Source organism: Echinimonas agarilytica (genome assembly GCF_023703465.1).
In the GTDB taxonomy this organism is placed as follows: Bacteria; Pseudomonadota; Gammaproteobacteria; order Enterobacterales; family Neiellaceae; genus Echinimonas; species Echinimonas agarilytica.
In genome coordinates this window covers 54,640-70,571 of the sequence record NZ_JAMQGP010000008.1, presented here as the reverse complement: position 1 = coordinate 70,571, position 15,932 = coordinate 54,640, and the positions used below count along the sequence as shown (strand labels likewise).

The 15,932-nt window shown below is 45.9% G+C and carries 16 protein-coding genes; 9 read left to right on the top strand and 7 right to left on the bottom strand.

From position 1 onward, the window contains the following. The first annotated feature begins 77 nt into the window (after positions 1 to 77). Positions 78 to 794 carry a ribonuclease PH gene (gene rph, locus NAF29_RS14940; protein ID WP_251262426.1) on the top strand — a complete coding sequence of 239 codons (717 nt, stop codon included), beginning with the start codon at positions 78 to 80 and terminating at the stop codon, positions 792 to 794. A gap of 2 nt (positions 795 to 796) precedes the next feature. Further along, positions 797 to 1,438: an orotate phosphoribosyltransferase gene (pyrE, locus tag NAF29_RS14935; RefSeq protein WP_251262425.1), complete on the top strand. Its 642-nt coding sequence runs from the start codon at positions 797 to 799 to the stop codon at positions 1,436 to 1,438. A 58-nt stretch (positions 1,439 to 1,496) separates the two neighbouring features. Here pyrE and glgC read toward each other — a convergent pair whose 3' ends face one another. The 3 genes from glgC to NAF29_RS14920 form a co-directional block, all read right to left on the bottom strand. Then, complete coding sequence (glgC, locus tag NAF29_RS14930; protein ID WP_251262424.1) at positions 1,497 to 2,750, bottom strand: glucose-1-phosphate adenylyltransferase; 1,254 nt, start codon at positions 2,748 to 2,750, stop codon at positions 1,497 to 1,499. 171 nt (positions 2,751 to 2,921) lie between these two features. Beyond that, positions 2,922 to 4,328, bottom strand: a complete 1,407-nt coding sequence (locus tag NAF29_RS14925) for a sulfatase-like hydrolase/transferase (RefSeq protein ID WP_432763240.1) — start codon at positions 4,326 to 4,328, stop codon at positions 2,922 to 2,924. A 149-nt stretch (positions 4,329 to 4,477) separates the two neighbouring features. Then, the gene (locus NAF29_RS14920) at positions 4,478 to 6,421 is read right to left on the bottom strand and encodes a winged helix-turn-helix domain-containing protein (RefSeq protein WP_251262422.1); all 1,944 of its coding nucleotides are present in this window, start codon (positions 6,419 to 6,421) and stop codon (positions 4,478 to 4,480) included. 472 nt (positions 6,422 to 6,893) lie between these two features. Here NAF29_RS14920 and NAF29_RS14915 point away from each other — a divergent pair, with 472 nt between their 5' ends. Both NAF29_RS14915 and NAF29_RS18435 read left to right on the top strand, forming a co-directional pair. Next, complete coding sequence (locus NAF29_RS14915) at positions 6,894 to 8,369, top strand: methyl-accepting chemotaxis protein (protein ID WP_251262421.1); 1,476 nt, start codon at positions 6,894 to 6,896, stop codon at positions 8,367 to 8,369. A gap of 165 nt (positions 8,370 to 8,534) precedes the next feature. After that, positions 8,535 to 10,457 (top strand): alpha/beta hydrolase family protein, encoded by a 1,923-nt coding sequence (locus tag NAF29_RS18435; RefSeq protein WP_251262420.1) that lies wholly within the window; start codon positions 8,535 to 8,537, stop codon positions 10,455 to 10,457. Positions 10,458 to 10,538: 81 nt separating this feature from the next. Here NAF29_RS18435 and slmA read toward each other — a convergent pair whose 3' ends face one another. From slmA to NAF29_RS14890, 4 genes are read right to left on the bottom strand one after another with little or no spacing between them, the layout of a single operon-like run. Then, positions 10,539 to 11,129, bottom strand: coding sequence for a nucleoid occlusion factor SlmA (slmA, locus tag NAF29_RS14905; protein WP_251262419.1), 591 nt, complete (start codon positions 11,127 to 11,129; stop codon positions 10,539 to 10,541). A 25-nt stretch (positions 11,130 to 11,154) separates the two neighbouring features. After that, entirely contained in the window at positions 11,155 to 11,610 is a 456-nt protein-coding gene (dut, locus tag NAF29_RS14900) for a dUTP diphosphatase (RefSeq protein ID WP_285817797.1), read from the bottom strand. Next, the gene (coaBC, locus tag NAF29_RS14895; RefSeq protein ID WP_251262585.1) at positions 11,607 to 12,812 is read right to left on the bottom strand and encodes a bifunctional phosphopantothenoylcysteine decarboxylase/phosphopantothenate--cysteine ligase CoaBC; all 1,206 of its coding nucleotides are present in this window, start codon (positions 12,810 to 12,812) and stop codon (positions 11,607 to 11,609) included. The genes dut and coaBC overlap by 4 nt, the downstream gene beginning before the upstream one ends. 47 nt (positions 12,813 to 12,859) lie before the next feature. Further along, positions 12,860 to 13,189, bottom strand: coding sequence for a hypothetical protein (locus NAF29_RS14890; protein WP_251262418.1), 330 nt, complete (start codon positions 13,187 to 13,189; stop codon positions 12,860 to 12,862). Between the two features lie 100 nt (positions 13,190 to 13,289). Between NAF29_RS14890 and radC the strand changes: the two genes are divergently transcribed. The 5 genes from radC to mutM all read left to right on the top strand — a co-directional run bounded on the left by radC (position 13,290) and on the right by mutM (position 15,925). Continuing rightward, positions 13,290 to 13,964, top strand: coding sequence for a RadC family protein (gene radC, locus NAF29_RS14885; RefSeq protein ID WP_251262417.1), 675 nt, complete (start codon positions 13,290 to 13,292; stop codon positions 13,962 to 13,964). A gap of 159 nt (positions 13,965 to 14,123) precedes the next feature. After that, complete coding sequence (rpmB, locus tag NAF29_RS14880; RefSeq protein WP_251262416.1) at positions 14,124 to 14,360, top strand: 50S ribosomal protein L28; 237 nt, start codon at positions 14,124 to 14,126, stop codon at positions 14,358 to 14,360. An 11-nt stretch (positions 14,361 to 14,371) separates the two neighbouring features. Further along, a complete protein-coding gene (rpmG, locus tag NAF29_RS14875; RefSeq protein WP_087507669.1) occupies positions 14,372 to 14,542 on the top strand; it encodes a 50S ribosomal protein L33 in 171 nt (56 codons plus the stop codon). Between the two features lie 103 nt (positions 14,543 to 14,645). Continuing rightward, on the top strand, positions 14,646 to 15,110 hold the full coding sequence (locus NAF29_RS14870; protein WP_251262415.1) for a hypothetical protein: 465 nt from the start codon (positions 14,646 to 14,648) through the stop codon (positions 15,108 to 15,110). A gap of 5 nt (positions 15,111 to 15,115) precedes the next feature. Continuing rightward, a complete protein-coding gene (gene mutM, locus NAF29_RS14865; RefSeq protein WP_251262414.1) occupies positions 15,116 to 15,925 on the top strand; it encodes a bifunctional DNA-formamidopyrimidine glycosylase/DNA-(apurinic or apyrimidinic site) lyase in 810 nt (269 codons plus the stop codon). Positions 15,926 to 15,932: the final 7 nt, after the last annotated feature.

Below are 15,932 nucleotides of genomic sequence, written 5' to 3'. Positions count from 1 at the left end.
CTCGATCTTTTAAAGAAAACCTTGCCGCGTATCGTTATACTAGTGGCGTTTTATTTTCATTCACTTTAGGAGTCGGCATGCGTCCAAATGATCGCACCCCGCAACAAACCCGTCCTATCAAGTTCACTCGCAATTTTACATGTCATGCCGAAGGATCGGTTCTCGTTGAGTTTGGTGATACTAAAGTCATTTGTACAGCATCGGTTGAAGAGTCTGTGCCGCGCTTTTTAAAAGGCAAAGGCCAAGGCTGGGTCACCGCTGAATACAGTATGTTACCGCGTGCAACGCATACCCGAGGAGGTCGCGAAGCGGCACGAGGAAAACAAGGCGGGCGCACGCTCGAAATTCAACGCCTTATTGCGCGGGCCTTACGTGCATGTGTTGATTTAAATGCCATGCCAGATATTTCAATTACGCTCGACTGCGATGTAATTCAAGCCGACGGCGGTACACGTACGGCTTCTATTTCTGGTGCATGCGTAGCACTGGCCGACGCGATCAACGGCTTGGTGGCGCAAGGGAAACTGAAAAAGAATCCCATGAAATTTATGATTGCAGCCGTATCTGTGGGTATTGTGGGTGAGGATCCGCTGTGTGATCTTGAATATGTTGAAGATTCTGCTGCTGAAACCGACATGAATGTCGTGTTGACCGAACATGGCGATATTATTGAAGTGCAGGGTACCGCCGAAGGTGAACCCTTTAGCTTTGCTCAATTAGACCAATTACTAGAATTGGCGAAAGGTGGCATTGATGCCATTGTTGTAGAACAGAAGAAAGCGTTAGAGGATTAGTGATGAAGCCGTATCAACAAGCTTTTATTGAATTTGCACTTGAAAAAGAAGTGCTTAAATTTGGCGAGTTTACGCTTAAATCGGGCCGTAAGAGCCCCTATTTCTTTAATGCTGGGTTGTTTAATAAGGGACGTGATCTGGCGAAATTGGGTCGCTTCTATGCCGCTGCATTAATGGAAGACGGGACTGACTTTGATGTTCTGTTTGGCCCGGCTTACAAAGGCATTCCTATTGCGACCACCACGGCCGTTGCTTTGGCCGACCATCACAACATGGATGTGCCTTATTGCTTTAATCGCAAAGAAGCGAAAACGCATGGCGAAGGCGGCAGCTTGGTCGGCTCTGACTTGGCTGGCAAAATTATGCTGGTGGACGATGTAATCACTGCCGGTACTGCGATTCGCGAGTCGATGGCTATTATTGAAGCGTGCAAAGCCGAATTGGCTGGCGTGTTGATTGCTTTAGATCGTCAAGAGCGCGGAACGGGTGAGTTATCGGCCATTCAAGAAGTGGAGCGTGACTATCAATGTCGTGTCACTTCGATTGTGAGTTTGTCGGACTTGGTGAGTTACCTGGAAGGCCAAGACGATATGACTGATGCGCTTGAAAGCGTTCGCGCTTATCGCAAAGAATATGGCATCTAGCCCGGTTTCATTTGAAAAAGCCCCGGTCATTTTTTGGCTGGGGCTTTTTTGTGTGTGGCTACAAGTTTTCGAGTGTTTCTCGAGTCACCAGCACCACGCCATTTTCAGTAATTGAAAATCGGTTTGAGTCGTCTTCTGCATCTTCGCCAATGACAATCCCATCTGGAATTTCACAGCCTTCATCGATAATTGCATGATGAATTACACAATTTTTCCCAACGTGAACATTGGGCAATAAAATAGACTGATGTACTTCTGAGCCAGCATCGATTCGGACGTTGTAGCAGCACAGCGAGCGCGATATTCGGCTACCAACAAAAACACTGCCCGCTGAAATGAGAGAATCTCTAGCTGATGCATGCTGCCCTTCAGAATCATGCGTCAATTTTACCGGAGGCAGTTGCTCTTGATAGGTCCAAACGGGCCACTGATTGTCATATAAATTAAGCCGAGGAACTGGGGCTACAAGTTCCATGCTTGCATCGTAGTAGGCCTCGATGGTGCCCACGTCACGCCAATACCCGATATCGCCATTTTCATCACGAAAGCGAAACGTCGATAATTTATGCGTGTGCAATGCTTTGGGCAGAATGTCATTGCCGAAATCGTGCGACGAATGTTCATTCTGATGATCTTCTTCGAGCATCTCGATGAGCGCTTTTCGACTGAACACATAAATACCCATTGACGCGAGTACATTGCCGTCTTCTTGCACATAAGGACTGGGATCTTTAGGTTTTTCAACAAACTGGGTGATCGTGCCTTCGTGGTTTGTTTGTACCACTCCAAACTGGTCGGCATATTTCGCTGGCGTTTCAATACAAGCAATCGTGACGTCCGATTGGCTTTTAGCATGAGCTTCAATCATTGGCAGATAATTCATTGAATACACATGGTCACCGGCGAGTATCACCACGTATTCGGCGGAATTGTGTTCGAGCAGTGTGAGATTTTGATAGATGGCATCTGCGGTGCCGGTATACCAGTTGTTGGATGTGCCCAAGTGAGCAGGAAGTAGCGATACGAATTCGCCTCGCTCCGACACTAAATGGCCCCATGTGCGTTGCAAATGGCTAATGAGGCCGAGTGCATTGTATTGAGTCATGACACCAACTCGGCGAATACCTGAGTTAATACAATTAGACATGGTAAAGTCGATAATTCGGTATTTTCCACCAAAAGGCGTGGCTGGTTTCGCTCTTACCCTTGTAAGGCTACCCAGACGGGTTCCTCTACCACCGGCTAAAACGAATGCAATAGACTCTCGTGCATATTCATTAATGTAATGAGCAGGCTTATTTAAGTGACGCATTGTTCGAATTTGTCCTAGAAAATACCAATCCCGTTAGTATAGTTCCGCTACGGTTTTATGGTTTTGATCTTGGGTAAAAAATACCGGCTCGATAGCAAGTTATCCCGAGCAAGAGCGATTTGAGATGGCCAATGCTCAGGACAAACAACCAAATTTCGAGGCCTATGCACGTTAAAATTTGGAAAGGTCCAGTGGTGCAGGCAAATCACTTGCTTTGTATTGCCGTTTGAGCCGGAAACCTTGTTGGCGGAATGATGGCTTTTCTCCCCATTTTTTGCCTTCCAGTGCCAGTTGCGCCTTCATTCGAACCAACTCTTGTTGATGAGCCTTACTGTTGCTTAAGTCGTTTAGCTCTCTTGGATCGTTTTGTAAGTCATAGAGCTCATAAGCATCGATATCAGGGAAGAAAATGATCTTCCATCGAGCATTGCGCAGGGCTCGCTGTTGCATGTTCTTTTCGCCATAGCTTGTATAAACAAACTCGCGAACATCGCTTTTTTCACCATTTATCACAGGGACTAAGCTGGTACCTTGCAAGCTGGCAGGTTTGTCGATGCCAGTTAGATCCGACAGTGTAGGGAACATGTCGAGCAGGTATGTGAGCGTTTGGCTTCGGCCTTGCGCAATACCCGGACCAGCAAACACCATATAGACATGCATGCCACCAAATTCCATAAGATTAGACTTCCCTTTCAAGCCGTGGCTGCCGATGGAGAGACCGTTGTCGGATGCCACCACAATAATGGTATTGTCGTATAAATCTTTTTGTTTCAGATACGTTTCTAAATCGCCTAACAGTGTGTCCATATAAGTAATCGACGCGTAATACTGCGTGAGTTCTTTTTTGGCTTCACTTTCAGTTGTGAGCTTGGAATGAAAAGGTGGCTTTTTAGGTTTTGCATCGGTGTAGAGTTGCAGTAGACGTTCGTGTTTGATCAAAGCATCTTCGGGCAATGTAATGTCTTTCCCTTGATATTGTTGCTCCGATGTTTTGTCGCGGGGGTAAGGGTGATGAGGGGTACCCACAGCCAAATACATAAAGAATGGCGATTCTCCATCCCACCTCACTGCCTTTTCACCTAAACCGGTTAAGGTTTTTTGTTCAATGAAATCTTTTGCGTCCTGAAAATACGCTTTGTTGCCTTTAGCACTGCCGCGATTGGCACGCTCAATATTGACATCAAACTCTTGGTTGATGCCGTATGGCACATTGTTAGCTTTACCGGTGCGCATGGTTTGATAACCGGCCAGTTTGAATGCGGTGGGTAAATGCATGTCTTGGCGGTCAATACTTGGACGGTCGAGGTTTTGCCGGTAAATGGATTGGCCGCTTAGAATTTGTGTTCTTGATGGATAGCACACGGAACCTTGAGCGGCACCAAACACATAGGAGTTGTCGAACAGAAAGCCGCGCTGTGCCAGTTTATCGATATTGGGCGTGATGATGTCGGGATTGCCAGCGCCGTTCAAATTTAATGTACCAGCTCTTTGGTCATCGGCAAAGATGAAGATGACATTAGGCTTTTGTGTGTCGGCAATAGCAGGTGTAGCCACTAGACCAAACAGTAGTGGAAGCATACCTAAGTAAGGCTTTTTCATGGGGTGATCCTTTGCTGTTTTGATATGTAAGCCACCGTTACAAAAACCTTAAAACCAAGCAATAGCTCCCCTGCTAAAGAGATGCCAAGGATAGATTATGGAAATCTTATGTTGTTTAACTGATTGTTTTATTTTGGTTTGTTATATTTTCTGAGCGCTGTGCCTGTTGCTGTTTTTTGCTCGACTACAAAGTTTTCATTGCTGGCAATGGCAGCAAAAACACCTGAGTAATCCGAGCGTTTTATCAATTGGGTGTGCGTTTTGTGGTTCAGGTCGTATCGCCAAATGGTATTGCGTTGATTAATCAGCGCTACAAAATAATAAATAGCGTTGTCACTCCCCGCGAGTAGTTTAATTGGGGTTGGAAAGTCACTATCTATCAATTGCCACTGATCTCCGTTTAATTGGTATAGGGCGGACTCTTGTTGAGAAACGGCAAAGAGCCGGTCGGCACTACAAATATATTCTGCACTGGCGATATGCTGGATCACTTGAGGGGGGCTGGAGGTCGAAATTTCACCATGCTTCAGTGTTGTAAAAAAACCACTTTCATCCAAAAAATAAAACCCTTTTCCGCCACTAAGAATACACACAGGGTGCGTGTATAGATTGGGTTCCATTAACAGATGGAGTTGTTGTGAGGCCATGTCATAACCATAACTTGACGGGCCTGAACTGAATATTAACCAGTCGTCCTGTGCCGACCAGCTCACATTAGAAATGGGCTTGGTCTCGCTAAATTGGGTCACGGGATGTGAATTGATAGTGTCTGAGAACCAAAGTTGTGAAATGGCATCTTCACTCGCAACATAGGCCAGCTGTTGACCTGTGTGCGACAGCGTAACCTGTTCAGGTGTATGGCCTGATAGCGACAGTTTTCGGCGCAAGTTTTCTTGTGAGCTGTGAAGCCAGCGCTGCTTTTGGATACGCTGGGTGAGGACATAAATTTCTTGGTGCTGTGTATCGTATTGCAGCGTTAAGCCTTTTTGATCTCCTGGCCACGGTATGATTGCGGTTGTGCCTGCGAGATCGTTAAAGTGAAGCCCTTCTCGGCTTGAGTACACGAGGCCTTGTGCGTTTGGCATGAGTAAAATATCGTCAATGAAGTCGGTTTGCACATGGCTAAAAATTAATGTTTGTTGGTTGCTAGCGAGTAACTTTATGCGTTTGTGCTTGCCGTCTTTAATGACCACTGCAACCTGTTCGGCCGTTGCCGAAGCTGTATGAATCTTAGTGTTGGGTAACCATACCGAGCTCAAATTCGAATGCAGGTCATATTGAACAAGGCGGGGATCAACCTGATGTAGCGGGTTTCGAATCAACAACAGGTGTTGGTCACCCCAGAAACTTAGCTTGGTATAACTAAATTGTGTATCGGAGAAGCGATAAGAAAGCTGTTGTTGGCGAATATTGTAGGTCGCAAGTACAGACTTTTCCTGTTCTTGCCATAGTAAAGCAATATTGTCGTCGTTTGGCGACCATGCAATTAGTGGCGATGTAGCACCCTCGGGTAACACCATGAGCTTTGTATGCTGAGGTGCTAACCAAACTTCAAGCGAGTCGTGATCTTGTTTTATATACGCCAACTCCTCGGTTAGTGGGGAAAGCGCGTATCCTTTTAAAGTGTTTACATGTTGCAGTGGATGACCAAAAGTCTGAGAGTCGGCAAACAACCCGTACATAGCGGCGGCCACTAAACTCAGAACCAGTAATGTCAAAGCTGCGATTTTGGGAACGTTTGAAGTATGCCTTGGTTTGGGCGAAATCAGTAATTGATAGCCTCGCTTAGGGTGTGTCTTGATGTAGTGTTCAGCATCTTCTGGGTCAAGCGCGTGACGCAGCACTGCAATACTGCGTCTGACAGAACGAGGTGTTACCACAACACCTTCCCAAACCTTTTCTATAAGCTCTTCGTGGCTGAGTACCTGATAGGGGTGCTGCACAAGATAGAGCAATACTGCCATGACTTTGGGCTCTATTTGAGAAGAGATCCCACGGCGAATGATCTCACCGCTATCAGGTTTAATTTCAACCTGCTCTAAGAAAAATGAAGCGTTGGGATCAAATTGCATAATTCGCTTGAGAAAAATTAACCAATTTTCTGTTATAGCAAATGTTCTAATCTAAACTCTATAGCCAACAAGGCTGAGTTTCGGAATTGATAACAAAATCGAGCATTGACGGTCCGTTTAATGACCAATTCACACTTCTATGTATGAACCATGAATAACGTTTTCAAAGTTTGCCGATTAATTTCTAAAGTTACGTGATCCACGTGCCGATACGACTACTACTGTGAATGTTATATTTAATTTACAATGCCTGCTCATTTATGTGTTCGTTAACGTAAGTTGAGTTAGCGATAACAAATTTTGCTGATAAATAGCTTGAGGCTTTCGATCAATGGGTGTTTCAATACCAAGCCAGATGATTGATTCATTTTGTGAGTCAGCACTGCGCAAAATTGTTGGCATCAGATTATTTTACACACGTTAAAAAGTTTCGCAGCGTCGCTCAAAATTCTGCAATTACGGAGTACAAAGAATGAAGATGAATTTAAACAACAAACTCGTCATTGTATTAGTTGGGTTTGGTTTGTTGGGGCTCATAGTGGGAGGAGCGTTTGCTTTTTTCGGCCTTCAATCTAGTTTAAATGACCGTTTTGAAACTGAAAAAACAGTTTTGATGGAAATGGCAAATGCTTCTTTGGTTGAGCCAGTTTTCACCTACGATTTTGAGCAAGCAGAATCGATTGCAACGGCTGTTTTAGATTCCCTTATTGTTGATGGTATTGATGTGACAGACCATCGAGGGAAAGCCATTACTAAGGTAGGTACACTCGACCCGAGCGCGATCGAAGTGCGTGACGTGACTCGCGAAGGCAAGCAAATTGGTAAGTTTCAAATTTCATTCAATCGCGATGTAATGTTGACGGAACTCCGCTCTCAAATGATGTTTACCATCACAATTATTGCTCTCATTCTTGCCATAGTGGTGATTGCTGCCTTTATTGCATTGCGCAAAATGGTGGTGGAGCCCATTAATGGCGTGGCCGAGTCCCTGTATGAAATTGCATCAGGTGATGGTGATTTGTCCAAGCGTTTGAATGACCAACGTTCTGATGAGATTGGTACCTTATCTACCAACTTTAATCTACTCATGGATAACTTGGTAAACCTCATGTCCAACGTGTCTTCGGTTTCTTCGAAGGTGACTTTGGTGTCTGATCAATTAGGCCGCGGAGCCGATGAAACAGAACAAAATACTCATGAGCAACGGAGCCAAATTGAGCAGGTTGCAACGGCATTGCAAGAGATGAGTGCAAGTGCGATGGAAGTGGCTAAAAATGCTGAGGACACGTCAAGCCGTACTCAAGAAGCTATGCGTAAAGTGGATGATGGTGTGAATCAAGTTCAGGCCAATGCCGACACGATTCATAGCCTTTCTGAACAAATCACTGCGACAGCGGAGCGAATCACCACACTCAGAAGTGCAAGTACTGCCATTGGTTCTGTGGTGGAAGTGATTCGTAGTATTGCTGAACAAACTAATCTGTTGGCCCTAAATGCCGCCATTGAGGCTGCACGAGCAGGAGAGCAGGGGCGGGGATTTGCCGTGGTTGCTGATGAAGTTCGCTCTTTGGCTCAGAAAACCCAAGAATCAACTCAAGAGATTGAGTCAATTGTGAATGAAGTTCAACAAAGCGCTGAAGCGGCAAATACATCCATGTCCGATAGCCTGAGTTCAAGTGGTGAAGTGAACGATGCTGCATCGCGCATTAGTCAGATGCTGCAAGAGATCATGGAACACATTGTGACCATCAATGATATGAATAGTCATGTTGCGACCGCAGCTCAACAGCAAAGCCATGTTGCCACTGACATTAGCCAGCATGTCACGGCAGTGAATGATTTGTCTCAGTCTGTATCGGAAAATGCACAAGCTGTTTCAACGCAAGTGCACGAGCTCGAACAATACAACTCTGAGCTGGTGAGCAACGTTAGTCGGTTCAAATTGTAACCTTCTTTTTATTCGTACAGAAGCCGACTCTTTGAGTCGGCTTTTTTGTATCTAAAGTATGTGACCTAGCCGAGTCGAATTGAAATGAATAGATGTACACACATATCTCAATTTGGTTAACATTCAACCATGTGGCAGGTTGAAAGTTTTCAAGGATGACCTGAAGTGAACAAATTTATATACTTATGTGTGATGGTGTTGATGTGTTTCAATGCCGCAGCAGCAAAACCCACCGTAAAAGACTACGCTCTAGATGCCAATATCTCTCGCATGAAAATATCGCCAAATGGCGAACTCATTGCGTACACCAAGTCTATTGACCAACGTCGATTGGTATATATCCATCATCTTCAAAAAGGCGTTCTAAGAGTGGTTGACGCCACCCAAGACAAACTTAGAGGCTACCAATTCTACGACAATGAACATTTGGTGCTATTTAACTCAATTACCACTCGCTTTAAAGGCTACAAGGGCGAGTACGAGTATTATGCTTCGTACGCTGTGCCAATTAATGGCGGAGATATACGGCCATTAATGATGAAGAATAAAAAACTGCTATGGCCGCAAACTAATTTCACGCGCATTGTGGGTCCTTCCAATGAGGAAGGCTATGTGTTAATGGAGCTTTTCACGGGCCAACAACAAGCTAGCGCGACTTTGGATTTATACAAGGTGAGTTTAGCGACTGGCAGAGGCCGATTATTCGATCGGGGAAAAAATTCAACTATCGACTGGTTTGTTGATGAGAAAGGCACCGTGCGAGCCCGTGAAGATTATCGAAATCACACCAACAAGCATACGGTGCTGTCGTTGAGTGAAGATGATGACTGGCGTGAAATATTCGAAAAAGAAAGTGACATACCCGAGTCGGGTTTTACTGGCTTGGCCGAAGATAATACATCGTTAGGTTTTATCGAATCTAATGGGAAAGGTTACTTAGCTTACTACCATATGGAGTTGTCCAGCGGAGCGGTGAGTGAAGCGATTTTCGAAAAAGCAGATCGCCCCGTTGAAGCTGCTATGACCAATCGGTTTGGTAAAGTGATTGGTGTGAGGTATTCAGGCTTGCAACCAAGCTATGACTTTTACGATCCGAGTTTGAACAAAGACGTAAACTGGATCGTGAGTAATTTTCCTCAGGATTCTGTGCACATCGTGAGTTTTAGCGACGACTTTAGTCAAGTATTGCTGTTGCTAGAAGGCAGCTCTAGTGCAGGCATTTACTCTATTTTAGATCGCAATAAAAAAACGTTAGAGCATGTTGCTGACGCTCGATCTCAAATCTCAGACGGTTATGTTGGCGCTATAACCGCGCATCAAATTACCACACGAGATGGGATGGCGATCAATGCATTGCTCACCCTACCGCCTCAAATACCTGCTAAAGATCTACCCGCTGTGGTAATGCCGCATGGGGGGCCTGAATCCTATGACCAGATTAGTTTTGATTTCATGGCGCAATACTTTGCAAGCCAAGGGTATGCTGTGATTCAACCAAATTTCAGAGGCAGTACGGGCTTTGGCACTGCCTATAAATTAGCGGGGCGCGGCGAATGGGGCCGTAAAATGCAAGATGATGTCACCGACTCACTCAAGCATTTTGCAACCCAAGGTGTTGTTGACGCAGACCGAGTTTGCATTGTTGGAGCGAGTTACGGGGGGTATTCGGCACTTGCCGGTGGAGCATTTACGCCGGAACTTTATAAGTGTGTAGTGGCTATTGCGCCAGTGGCTGATTTGCCATTAATGATGAAAGACACCCAGCGCTACACATCGAAGTACAGTTGGGTGCGTACATACTGGGATCGCGTGATACAAGACGGCAATGCCGACGATGACATGCTAGAAGCGATTTCACCGATCAATCATGTCAACAAGTTCAAAGCACCGGTATTGCTCATTCATGGCAATGACGACACCGTTGTGCCGATGAAGCAAAGTTTGGCAATGGAAGATGCATTAGAAGACGCAGATAAGACAGTCACGTTTATTGAATTGCACAAAGAAGACCATTATTTGTCCAACCCACGGACTCGGCTTGAAGCGCTCGAAGCGACGGGTTCATTTGTGAACAAATATCTAAATTAGGCGCGATGATTGGCCTATTTTACAAGGCCATTATCGGAGAGGGAATAACAATCAGGGAGCTTGAGGCTCCTTGATTTGATGTTAGCTTTGCAGTAACTGCTGTCGCATGAACGACCATTGCTCATTAAAGTCTTGGGTCGGCAGTTTCTTAAAATCAGACCGCACGAATTGAGCAATTCGACCTTCAGCAAATGCCATTAACAAGTTTGCAAGCATGCCTTCGTCGAGTCGAAAGCCAATACCTTCACGAATCGCTTTTTCACGCAAGGCTTGCTTGATATGCGTTTGAATCTTATCAAATAAGCTATTCACCCGAACACGCAAACGTTCGTTCTCTCCCATCAATGCATCACCATTGAGCAGGCGAGTGATCCCCGGATTTCGTTCGGCAAAGGTCAACAGTAATTGCAAAATCAGTTGGCACCGTTGAATGGTGTCTTTTTGCTCCGCTAAGATGAGATTAATGCGGCTGAGTACTGATTCTTCAATGAATTCGATCAGGCCTTCATACATGCGGGCTTTGGATGGAAAATGTCGGTATAGAGCTGCTTCAGACACGCCCACTTCGGCTGCGAGTTTAGCAGTAGTAATACGCTGGCCGGGCGCGGTTTCTAACATGTGCGCAAGGCACTGTAAGATATGGTCTCGACGGCTAAGTTTAACTTCAGGCATATAACCCCTTACTACGAAGTAATTATTATTGTTTTCCAGAGTGGCCGAAACCACCTTCACCGCGTTGAGATTCTTCAAAGGAATCTACGATATTAAATTCTGCTTGTACCACAGGAACGAATACCAGCTGGGCTATGCGGTCGCCCGGCTCAACGGTAAATACGGTTGAACCTCTGTTCCAGCAAGACACCATCAGTGGGCCTTGATAGTCGGAGTCGATCAAGCCCACTAAATTGCCCAGTACAATGCCGTGCTTATGGCCTAAGCCAGAGCGTGGCAAGATCACAGCAGCGAGCGACGGATCGGCAACATGGATGGATATACCGGTTTTAATCAACTGAGTTTCGCCTGGCGAAATCACCAAGGGGCCATCTACGCAGGCGCGTAAATCAAGTCCTGCGGAGCCTGGAGTGGCATAGGCTGGCAACGGAAATTCGCTACCAATACGGGGATCCAAAATTTTTACATCAATTGCTTTCATAATTTTTCAGATAAACGTTGTTGAATTAAATACAGTAGCTCACGAGCCACCTTGAACTTACTGGCGGTGGCAATTTGTTGCTGACCACCAGGCCAAAATACGGACAGTGCATTGTGTTCGGCATTGAAACCAATACTGGCGTCACTCACATCATTTGCAGCGATGATATCTAAGCCTTTATTTTCCAACTTGCCCAATGCGTATTGCTCTACGTTTTGAGTTTCAGCGGCAAATCCGACCACCAATTTTGCGTTATTTTTTTGCGCAATGGTGGCGATAATGTCTGGATTTTTCACTAACTTCAGAGAAATCTCATCGCCTTGTTTTTTGATTTTTTGATCCGCGACATCCGCAGCTCGGTAATCTGCAACCGCAGCACAGCCAATAAATACATCTTGTTCACCGGGCACATTGAGCGCAGCGCCCAGCATGTCTTGGGCGGATGAAACATTGATGCGGGCACAACCGGTTGGGGTGGGTAACGACACCGGTCCGCTAATCAAAGTGACGAGTGCGCCCATTCGAGCGGCTTCAGCTGCCAACGCAAAGCCCATTTTTCCAGAGCTGTGGTTGCTAATGTATCGCACAGGGTCGAGCGCTTCACGCGTTGGCCCGGCAGTAATCGTGATGCGTTTGCCTTCAAGCGCATTTGAAATGCTGAAATGGTCGATGGTATGAATCAAGATTTCATCGGGTTCTATCATTCGCCCAGGACCCACCTCGCCACAGGCCTGAGAACCACTGCCTGGACCCCAAGTAGGAACATGGCGTTGTGCAAGTGTTTCTATGTTTGCCTGTGTTGCGGTGGCTTGCCACATTTGTTGATTCATAGCGGGTACGATCACCACAGGTGATGTGCTGGCCAAACATAGCGTAGACAGCAAATCATTCGCCATACCTGCACAGTAACGTGCGATAAAGTCGGCACTGGCGGGAGCTATGATGATGAGGTCTGCCCAACGAGCAAGTTCAATATGCCCCATGGAGGCTTCTGCTGTGGGGTCCAATAAGTCATCGGCTACGGGGTGACCAGATACAGCTTGTAACGTTAAAGGAGTAATAAAAGATTTGGCAGCGGGGGTCATGACCACTCGCACTTCAGCGCCTTGATCTTTTAAGCGTCGGACTAACTCAGGAATTTTATAGGCAGCGATGCCACCAGTAATGCCAACAAGAATACGTTTATTTACTAACACGCGGATCTCACGGGAACCATGTAAGTTGGCGATACCTTACCATACAGCAACCACTATTCGTAGAGTTTGCGTACCTCACTCAGAGTGATCGGCTTCTCATACTGACGTTCGCAGGCAATTTTTAGCGTGTCTAATTGACCCATTACGGATTGCAGTTGATGATCGTCTAGCTCTGCATCTCGCATTAAGTTATGCGCTAATGCTAACAGGTAGCTAATGCGTTCGGCAGCCGGAGCAGAGTCGTGCTGGAGCAAGTGATGATCGAATTGAAAATCAATTTTTCTGGCGTCGCTTAATGACTGGCTGAGCGTTTGATTGCTCTTGAGTAGCTCTTGATAGAGCTTTCTTAAATCTTCAGACTTCATCGTGATCCAATACATCATAACTTGGGATCGTGTTGTGCTTAGGCTATACCTAATGGCGATAGGATTGCAATGAATGCAATTCATATGTGATGAGCTGAACATGTGCAAGGAGGCACTTATGCAAATTACTCAGTGGCCCGAGGCCGAAAGACCGCGCGAGAAATTGTTACAACGAGGCCCGGAAGCATTGTCGGATGCAGAGCTTCTGGCAATCTTTCTACGTACGGGCATTAAAGGCTGTAATGCCGTAGATTTATCGCGTTTATTAATTGCAGAGTTTGGTTCGCTGAGCCTTTTATTGGCAGCTGGAAAACGCGAATTCTGCCAAGGTAAAGGCTTGGGCACTGCCAAATATGTGCAATTGCAAGCCGTGATGGAAATGTCTCGTCGTACCCTCGCAGAGCAATTACAACGAGAGTCGACGATGGATTCAGCCCGCGCAGCGAGTGACTATGTGTCGAGCCAATTGGCGGATGAACGCAATGAGGTTTTTGCGGTTATGATGCTAGATAGCCAACATCGATTGATTGATTTTAAACGTTTATTTCAAGGCACAATTAATCAAGCGTCGGTATATCCCCGGGTCATTGTGCAAGAAGCGATGACGGCGAATGCTGCCGCAGTCATCTTATGCCATAATCACCCGTCTGGTGTGTCGGAACCGAGTCGTTCAGATATTCGAATCACGGAGCGAATTCAAAAAGCGTTGGCATTAGTTGACGTGACAGTGCTCGATCATTTAGTTGTGGCAAAAGGTGATGTAACATCGCTTGCAGAACGTGGATTGATGTAAAAATGACCATAAAACACGATATTTTTCATTTTACGGCGCATTTATATTGATCTTTATCCCTCAAAACTGTATAAAATGCGCCCTCCTGTGTCCTGGGCGACGGCCAATACAGGATACAAGTACGCTCGAGCAGTAGTAAAAATTTCGGAGACAAGCGACATGTCTAAAGTATGCCAAGTTACTGGTAAGCGTCCGGTTGTAGGTAACAACCGCTCGCATGCAAAGAACGCGACCAAGCGTCGTTTCTTGCCAAACCTGCAAAGCCACCGTTTTTGGGTGGAAGCAGAAAAACGTTTTGTGAAGCTGCGTATCTCAACAAAAGGTATGCGCATCATCGATAAGAAGGGCATTGATTCAGTTTTGGCTGAAATGCGTGCCCGCGGTGAAAAGGTTTAAGGAGATAACCCATGGCTGCTAAAGGTGGACGCGAAAAGATTCGCTTGAACTCATCAGCTGGTACAGGTCACTTCTATACCACTGATAAAAACAAGCGCAACATGCCTGGCAAATTTGAAATCAAAAAATTTGATCCAGTTGCTCGCAAACACGTGATGTACAAAGAAGGCAAAATCAAGTAAATCTTGATTCAGCTTTCGATTCAAAAACCCGGCTTCGGCCGGGTTTTTTATTGTCTAAAAAAGCTCTAAGCTGTAGCTCTTGTCAATTCATAGTTGAATACTGATGGCCATTCGTTTGTCTCGTAAAGGTTGGAATAATGTGTTGATGCTGGCTGTAGCAGCATTCATTGTGATTATTCAATTCTCACACCAACAACTGTTCACGACCCAAGACTCTCACGCACCACTTATTATGGAGGAGGCGGTAGTGATGGACGTGAAAGTCGCGAATCTCCATCTTCAACGCGTCGGGAATGGTTGGCGGGCCAGTGATCAAACTTGGTCGCCTGAGCGTATCGAAACTTGGATCAAGCTTTGGCAGCAGCCTTACGCGGTTCATCATCAAGCTGATTTGCCTGTGTCGAACCACTTTGTAAGCCTTCACCTATTGGCGAAAGCGCGCGCGGATGTGTACTTTTTTGATGCAGAGCAGCAGATAATTTATCGCAGAGATTTGCAACAGGTTTGGCAAATACCCTCCGCCGACTTAAAAAAAATATTAGAACCCATGACTACTGAAGTTGAATAAATAGCATGCCAGAACTCCCTGAAGTTGAAGTCAGCCGTCAAGGCATTTCACCGTACATGATGAATGAAGTCATTGAGCAAATTGTGGTGCGCGACAGCCGTTTGCGTTGGCCCATACCGGATACAATTCAAACGCTAAAAGGTCAGCGCATTGAAAATATTCGTCGACGAGCCAAATATCTACTGATTGATACTCAGATTGGCAGCGCTATTTTGCATTTAGGAATGTCGGGAAGTTTGCGCGTTATTCCCATTGGTACTCCGGCTCAAAAGCACGATCATGTCGACATTCATTTGAGTAATGGCCAAATGTTGCGTTTAAACGACCCGCGCCGCTTTGGTTGCCTGTTATTCAGTGAAGAGCCTCTATTCCATGATTTGCTGGCTAAGCTTGGCCCAGAGCCTCTCACTGAGGAATTTACTGGGCAATGGTTATATGAACGCTCACGAGGTAAAACGTCTGCGGTAAAAACCTTCGTGATGGATAACCGCAATGTTGTGGGAGTAGGGAATATCTATGCCAATGAGAGTTTGTTTCGTTCAGGCATTAGCCCAACTCGTGAAGCGGGCAAGGTGAGCAAAGCTCGCTATATAGAACTGGCAAGCATGATCAAGCAGGTATTGGCTGCGGCTATTGAACAAGGTGGCACGACGCTAAAAGATTTTGCACAAGTCGATGGCACGCCTGGCTACTTCGCACAAACATTGTTTGTTTATGGCCGTGGCGGTAAGCCTTGTTTTAAGTGCGACCGAGAACTCAAGGAAATACGTTTAGGGCAACGCAGCACTGTGTATTGCACGCAGTGCCAGCGATAAATGGAGA